The organism is Desulfovibrio sp. 1214_IL3152 (assembly GCF_036763055.1).
Lineage (GTDB): Bacteria > Desulfobacterota > Desulfovibrionia > Desulfovibrionales > Desulfovibrionaceae > Desulfovibrio.
The window spans coordinates 1-4,692 of sequence record NZ_JBAIYW010000256.1 but is presented as its reverse complement, the minus strand read 5'-3'; the positions used below and the strand labels follow the sequence as shown (position 1 = coordinate 4,692).

The following is a 4,692-nucleotide window of genomic DNA, read 5'->3' as shown; positions in this document are numbered from 1 at the left end:
TGATCGGCTTCCCGAAGGGGCCAACATGGGGCTTTCGTGCGGCAACCCGGTTGCCTTGGCGGCCCTGCGGGAGGGGCAAACTGTTCTTGACCTCGGCAGCGGCGGCGGTTTTGACGTTTTTCAGGCCGGGGAGCGCGTCAAGGCTGCGGGTCGTGTCATCGGCGTGGACATGACCCCGGAGATGCTCGCCAAAGCGAGGAAAAACATCGCGTCATACCGGGAAACCACCGGCCTGGACAACGTGGAGTTCCGGCTGGGAGAAATCGAGCACCTGCCGGCGGCAGACAACAGCGTGGATGTGGTTTTATCCAACTGTGTCATCAATCTTTCGCCGGACAAGGCCCAGGTCTGGCGCGAAATTTTTCGCGTGCTCAAGCCGGGCGGCAAGGCGGCGGTTTCCGATCTGGCGCTGCTCAAGCCGTTGCCCGACAATATCCGTGCTCTGGCGGCCGCACTGGTCGGCTGCGTAGCAGGAGCCATTCTGGTGGACGCCAGCGCTGCCCTGCTTGAAAAAACCGGATTCTCCGACATAAAACTCACGCCGAAACCAGGCTATGTGCAAAGCATGCAGGACTGGAACGACCCGCTCTACGCTGAAATAGCGGCCCTTCTTCCCCAGGGGGAAGACCTGGCGGATTATGTGGTCAGCCTTTCCATTGAAGCCTTCAAACCATAAGCTACGGGACAGCGCTTTTGCCGACGCCGATGGCGGTGCGCGGCGGCATGCTGCCGGTCTGATCAGGTTCCGGGCATATCCCCGCGAGATGGCTTGATCCCGCCCTGTCGACGCTGTCTGACCAACGTTGATCACATTTAACCAGATTTGTTCAGCTTTGATCCGGGTCCATTTGATTTGATCCGATTCCATCCTGTTGAGATGCCTGATCAGGTTGCCCAAGCCATCTGATATCTGCCCAACTCCGTACGGGCCGCCAGCGTGTGCACACCTGGCGGCCCTTTTGCCGGCTTCTTTCCGCGCCGGGCAGACCGCTCAGCGGCTGTGCCGCAAAACGAAACGGCAACCTGCCGCCACCAGATGCTGCCATAAGCCGAAACAGTCCTTTATCCCCGATTGATTTCATAGTGTTACGCTAAATTATTGCCGCAGTGCGCTGCGCCGCCCAAGGCGACATTTGCCAGAAGGGGGCATGGCGGGCCACGCCAGCCCTTGCCGCAGCCAAAAGCAGTGCGGAATATGGCAATTCATGGCCCTTTTTGCTGTCACGATGCATTATCCTTATGCTTTTCCCCGTTTTCCTGCGTGTTTCGCTTGACATGCCCCAATACCCTTCGTAGAGTCTGTTCACTTATTGGGTCCAGTATTTTTTTTGCCAGAGACTTTACACGGGTGTAAGGCTTCAAGCGGAAAGTCTGCACCCAGAACACAATACGGAGTCTCTAAATGGCTACTTCCATCTATGTCGGCAATCTGCCCTGGTCCGCCACCGAAGACGCTGTGCGCGATCTTTTTTCCGCTCACGGTGATCCCCTTTCCGTCAAACTGATCTCTGACCGCGAAACCGGCCGCGCCCGCGGCTTTGGCTTTGTGGAAATGGAAGACGACGAAGCGCAGAACGCCATCTCTGCCCTCAACGGCATGGACTTTGGCGGCCGCGCTCTTCGCGTGAACAAGGCCGAAGAACGCCGTCCCGCTCCCCGCCGCTGGTAGTCCAGCAGCAGGGCAGGACATCTGCCTGACCATAAAGGCCGCAAGCGATTGCGGCCTTTTCTATTTCCTCCGAGCCTTCCGCCGCGCGGGCAATGGCCGGGACGCATCAGGATTCATCATCCGTCACAGCACTTTCCGCCCCGCGGATTTTTCATGCAAAAAGCCCCCGCATCTTCATGCGGGGGCCAGAGCTTTGGTGTGTATTATGATGGCCGCTAGACCACGCCGTGCTCTCCCGGCCGTTCGTAGGTGTCCTTCTTCTGCACCAGGCGCACGTAAAAGTCCGTATTGCCCAAGCCCAGAAGGATGGCGGACGACACGTAGATGGACGAAGCCGTACCCACCACCACGCCGATAAGCATGGTCAGCGCAAAGTCATGAATGACGCCGCCGCCAAGCAGATAAAGCGCCAGTGTGGACAGGAATGTCGTGCCGCTGGTCAGGATGGTGCGTGAAAGCGTCTGGTTGACGCTCTTGTTGATAAGATGGGCCATATCCAGTTCCGGCGTGGCGCGCAGGTTTTCGCGCAACCGGTCATAAATGATGATGGTGTCGTTGAGCGAAAAGCCCACCAGCGTCATCAGGGCCGCCATGACGTTAAGGTCGATTTCCACGTCAAGTAACGACAGCAGGCCCACGGTGATGGCTACGTCATGCACCAGGCCCACCACTGCCCCCAGGGCAAAATTGAGCCGCAACACAAAGCAGACAAGCACCGTTATGCTCAGGGCCACCAGCACAAGCCAGCCCATGCTCAGCCCGGTAAGGCCAGCCAGATAGATGCCGCCCCACAAGGCTCCTGCCATGATGGCGCCCGCCATCCAGCGCTGTTCAAAACGGCCTGAAATATAGACCGCAATCAGCAGGATTGCATAATAAAGCGCGCTCAGGGCCTTATTGGTCAGGTCCGCGCCCACCTTGGGGCCGACAATTTCAAGGCGCACGATTTCGGCGGCATTGCCGGGGAAAGTCGCCGCCAGCGCGTCAATGACCGAGGTGCGCAAGTGCGTGGCATCGGCATTTTCAGCGCTGCTGAAGCGCAGCAGGTAATCCCGCCCGCCCTCACCGAAGCGCTGTGTGCTGATGCCGGGCAGAGCCGGAATATCCAGGCCCTTTTTCAGGGCCTCATCGGCAACAGGCTCCTGAAACTGCACCTGAACGATAACGCCGCCCGCAAAGTCGATGCCCATCTTGAGGCCGTTTCCCCAGATGGCCGAAATAACGCCTATAAGGATGAGGGCCACGGAAATGCCGTAAACCCAGTAGCGTTTGCCTATGAAGTCGATATTTGTATCGTGCTTGATAAAGGTAAAACTCATGACAGCCTCCCGGCGCGCTATATGCTCAGGCCCTTGGGACCGCAATGGCGCGCCCATTCTTCAAAAATGGCCCGCGAAACGAAGATGGCCGTAAACATGGAGGCAACAATGCCCAGCCCCAGGGTTACCGCAAAGCCTCTGATGGGGCCTGTGCCAAACTGGTACAGAATGACCGTGACAATGATGGAGGTCAGGTTGGCGTCCGTAATGGAAACCATGGCACGGTCAAAACCCGCGCGCACTGCCGCCAGTGGCGTAAGCCCCAGCCGCAGTTCTTCGCGTATTCGTTCGTAAATAAGCACGTTGGCGTCCACCGCCATGCCTATGGTCAGCACTATGCCCGCAATGCCCGGCAGGGTCAGGGTAGCGCCGAACGCGCCCATGCCCGCCATGACGATAAGCATGGTGAAGCACAGCATGAGGTCGGCAATGAGCCCGCTGACGCCGTAATAGAAGCCGATGAAAAGGATGACGGCGGCGGCGCCCACCAGGGCCGCCCTGATGCCGCTGTCGATGGCTTCCTGTCCAAGGGAGGGGCCGACGCTGCGTTCTTCAAGCACGGAAACAGGCGCAGGCAGCGAACCGGCCCGCAGCACAATTGCCAGATCCTGGGCTTCGGCAGTGGTGAAATTGCCGGAAATGCTGGCCTTGCCGCCGCCGATGCGCTCGCGGATGACCGGCGCGGAATACACCTTGCCGTCCAGCACGATAGCCATGCGGCGCCCCACGCTTTCGCCGGTTACACGCTCAAAAATGCGCGCCCCGCGTGCGTTGAAACTCATGGTCACATAGGACTGGTTCATATTGTCAAAGGCGGGGCGGGCATCGGCTACGTCCTCGCCGGTGAGCATGGCGTCTTTTTCAACGGCAATGCGACCTTCGGCCGCCGGCTGACCGGGATTCTTTTCAAGCATGGGCAGAACCACAACGCCGGGGGGCAGCACGGCCTTGCCGGGGTCCACATCGTCACGAACCAGATGAAATTCCAGGTGAGCGGTCTGACCGATGATCTGCACAGCGCGACGCGGGTCGGAAATGCCGGGCAGCTGCACCTGAATGCGATTGCCGGCCTGCTTGCGTATGTCCGGCTCGGCCACGCCGAACTGGTCAATGCGGTTGCGGATGGTGCGCAGGGCCTGGTCAAGGGCCATGTCTTCAAGCCTTTTCACCTCGGCCGGGGTAAAGTGGGCCACATAGCGCAACTGGCCGCCTTCGCCCTCCTGGGGCTGCGCCACGTTGAGCTGGGGGAAATGGCGGGCAAGAATCTCGCGCAGCTTGCTCTCGTTTTCAGCACGGGGCAAAATGAATTCAAGGTTTGTGCCGCCCACAACGCGGGGGCGCAACACAATGATTTTTTCATCCTGGGCCATGCGGCGCAAATCCTGCCCGGCCAGAGCCAGGGAATTGCTCACGGCCTTGGCCACGTCCACGCCCAGAGTCAGATGTATGCCGCCCTTGAGGTCAAGACCAAGGTTGATCTTGCTGGACGGCAAAACGCGCTCCAGAGCAGGCCCGATAACGGGTACGCTCGGCAGCGCGTACACAAGAGAAACAAGAAATACCAACGAAGCCAAGATCAGGCGCCAGCGCAGACCCATCGTTCACCTTCCAGACAACAGATTTAAAGCATAGCACGCCCGGAGCCTTGCGGGCCGGGGCAGGGCGAACGCCCACGGCGGCGGAATGATACGCGGAACACGGCGG

4 protein-coding genes are annotated in these 4,692 nt (G+C 59.4%); 2 read left to right on the top strand and 2 right to left on the bottom strand.

Going from position 1 to position 4,692, the window contains the following annotated elements:
- Together arsM and V6C07_RS05395 are read left to right on the top strand one after the other, a co-directional pair.
- Positions 1–676: arsenite methyltransferase (gene arsM / locus V6C07_RS05400; protein WP_333535340.1), on the top strand; the 676-nt coding region annotated here is incomplete at its 5' end.
- A gap of 726 nt (positions 677–1,402) precedes the next feature.
- Entirely contained in the window at positions 1,403–1,669 is a 267-nt protein-coding gene (locus tag V6C07_RS05395) for an RNA recognition motif domain-containing protein (protein WP_333535339.1), read from the top strand.
- Positions 1,670–1,884: 215 nt separating this feature from the next.
- Here V6C07_RS05395 and secF read toward each other — a convergent pair whose 3' ends face one another.
- A complete protein-coding gene (gene secF, locus V6C07_RS05390) occupies positions 1,885–2,988 on the bottom strand; it encodes a protein translocase subunit SecF (RefSeq protein ID WP_333535338.1) in 1,104 nt (367 codons plus the stop codon).
- 17 nt (positions 2,989–3,005) lie between these two features.
- Positions 3,006–4,586 carry a protein translocase subunit SecD gene (gene secD, locus V6C07_RS05385; protein WP_333535337.1) on the bottom strand — a complete coding sequence of 527 codons (1,581 nt, stop codon included), beginning with the start codon at positions 4,584–4,586 and terminating at the stop codon, positions 3,006–3,008.
- Positions 4,587–4,692 lie beyond the last annotated feature (106 nt).

Excerpts from the sequence above, each read along its gene's own strand:
- V6C07_RS05395 (WP_333535339.1), top strand. The coding sequence starts at position 1,403 with ATGGCTACTTCCATCTATGTCGGCAATCTGCCCTGGTCCGCCACCGAA.
- secF (WP_333535338.1), bottom strand. The coding sequence starts at position 2,988 with ATGAGTTTTACCTTTATCAAGCACGATACAAATATCGACTTCATAGGC.
- secD (WP_333535337.1), bottom strand. The coding sequence starts at position 4,586 with ATGGGTCTGCGCTGGCGCCTGATCTTGGCTTCGTTGGTATTTCTTGTT.